This window comes from Pseudomonadota bacterium (assembly GCA_039024915.1).
Lineage (GTDB): Bacteria > Pseudomonadota > Alphaproteobacteria > Rhizobiales > MH13 > MH13.
This window is the reverse complement of sequence record JBCCPK010000035.1, coordinates 1-1,507: the sequence shown is the minus strand read 5'-3', so window position 1 is coordinate 1,507 and position 1,507 is coordinate 1. Positions and strand designations below refer to the sequence as shown.

Genomic DNA, 1,507 nt, shown 5'->3' with positions numbered 1-1,507 from the left:
CACCCCGACAATGCGCTCCTCCTCGCCGAGCAGATAGAGGGTCTCAACCGTTTCCTCGGTCAGGCACACGACGCGTTCTGGGGGAAATGTTCTCATACAGCTCGCCTGCTTCGATGCGGCATGCATCCGCTCGAAGGTTAACCCGCGATCGTCAGACGCTGCACCTGGTTTTGTTCGATCATGCCTCCTGGCCGACGAACGGTTTTCTGTTTGCAAGATGTGATTAGGGCGCACGACCAAAGACAGAGTTTGCGGAAGGCGTCCTTGGGGGGCGAGGGGCTGCATAAAGCAATCCATCGTGGGGACCAGCGGCCTCCTGCTTCCGTTAGTGAGCGGGAACTGATGGCTTGTATCAAGCAGCTATCTTGCGTGTGGGTGCCGCGCGCGCGACTTTGAGACCCAGGACCATTAGCGGCGGATAGGCTGCCGCATGATCACTGCGGCAGCCTGATTTTATGAGCGTGGCGTCAGTCGCTTAGACAGTGCCAACCATCTCTTCCGACACGGTCCATAGCCTTTCGGCGGCATCTGGTTCGATGGCGTAGGGGCGGGCTTTGCTCATGTCTTCTGTGTCCGCCTCAATCGGCGCGATCTGAACATCGGCGAGGTAGGCGCCGCCCTTGCCCGCAAGCTCGGGAGCCGTTGCCGCGTAGACCTGGGTTGCGGCCCCTTGCGGGACTGTCTTCATCGGGATTGCCCCAGACTCAATCCCACTGGCGAACATCGCCACGTCCTCTTCAGTCATGTGGCGGGCCAGCTCTGTCTGGATGACACCGGGATGAACTGAGAAGGCTTCAGCCCCCTTTTCCGCCAGACGTTTGTTGAGACCCACGGCGAAAAGCGCGTTTGCCGATTTTGACTGACCGTAGGCTGCCCATTTGTCGTAGTCTTTTGATTTGAAGCCGATATCGTCGAACATCACCGGCGCGAAATGGTGCGCGGAGGAGCTGAGCGCCACGACGCGGCTCCCTTCTCCAAACGCAGGCATCAAAAGCGTCGTCATCAGGAAATGGCCAAGGTGGTTGGAGCCGAATTGCAGCTCGAAGCCATCCGTCGTCTCCATATAGGGACTCGCCATGACACCGGCGTTGTTGATGAGGATGTCGATCTTCGGATGCTTCTCCAGCATGCGTTCGGCAAAGGCGCGGATCGAGGCGAAGGAGCCTAGTTCGAGCTCTTCAACGCTCACATCACCGTCGATCTGATCGGCGACGGCTTGCGCCTTTTCCATATTGCGGCCGGTTATGATGACTTTAGCGCCTTTGGCCGCCATCGACCGCGCGCTTTCCTGGCCAAGGCCGCTCGTGCCCCCGGTGATCACCACCGTCTTTCCGGTAAGGTCGATGCCCTCAAGCACGTCCTCGGTGGTCGTGTCTTTATTGAATGCTGTTCTGTCGGCCATGGGGATCTCCTTCACTCCAAGCGATATGACAAATGATGTCGTTTTGTCTAAATTGACATTTGGCGTTCAAATGTCAATATGTCGCCAATGGAAAATCGTGAACGT

General features: G+C 57.7%; 2 protein-coding genes. Both read right to left on the bottom strand.

The features are described from left to right. A partial coding sequence (locus tag AAF739_18165) for a cobalamin-binding protein (GenBank protein MEM6384592.1) occupies positions 1 to 96 on the bottom strand: 96 nt, incomplete at its 3' end. 379 nt (positions 97 to 475) lie between these two features. Continuing rightward, positions 476 to 1,402: an SDR family NAD(P)-dependent oxidoreductase gene (locus AAF739_18160; protein MEM6384591.1), complete on the bottom strand. Its 927-nt coding sequence runs from the start codon at positions 1,400 to 1,402 to the stop codon at positions 476 to 478. Between the last annotated feature and the right edge of the window lie 105 nt (positions 1,403 to 1,507).